The following is a 601-nucleotide window of genomic DNA, read 5'->3' as shown; positions in this document are numbered from 1 at the left end:
ACAAGGTTGGCCAGGTCAGCGCCCGAAAAACCTGGTGTGCCGCGGGCGAGCACGTCAGCCTTGACGTCAGGCGCGATCGGCACCTTGCGCATGTGAACATAAAGAATCTGCTCACGGCCGCGAATGTCTGGCAGGCCAACGACCACCTGCCTGTCGAAACGACCCGGACGCAGCAGGGCCTTGTCCAGCACATCCGCGCGGTTGGTGGCAGCAATGACGATGACGCCGGCATTGGCTTCAAAACCGTCCATTTCCACCAGCAACTGGTTCAGCGTTTGTTCACGCTCATCGTTTCCGCCACCCATTCCAGCACCACGATGACGGCCAACCGCATCGATTTCGTCAATGAAAATGATGCAGGGAGAATGCTTCTTTGCGTTCTCGAACATGTCACGAACGCGTGACGCACCCACGCCGACGAACATCTCGACAAAATCAGAACCGGAAATCGTGAAGAACGGGACTTTTGCTTCGCCAGCGATGGCACGGGCGAGCAGCGTCTTACCCGTACCCGGAGGGCCAACCATCAGCACGCCGCGTGGAATACGGCCACCCAGTTTCTGGAACTTGGTTGGATCACGCAGGAAATCCACCAACTCTT

The 601-nt window shown here is 57.9% G+C and carries 1 protein-coding gene; it reads right to left on the bottom strand.

All coding sequences use genetic code 11. The annotated features are described in order from the left end of the window. The coding region (locus JK635_RS28530; protein WP_202654705.1) for an AAA family ATPase at positions 1-601 on the bottom strand (601 nt) is incomplete at both ends.

The organism is Neobacillus paridis, from assembly GCF_016765675.1.
GTDB lineage: Bacteria > Bacillota > Bacilli > Bacillales > Cytobacillaceae > Neobacillus > Neobacillus paridis.
The sequence above is the reverse complement of the archived record's forward strand: the minus strand, read 5'-3'. Positions and strand labels throughout refer to the sequence as shown.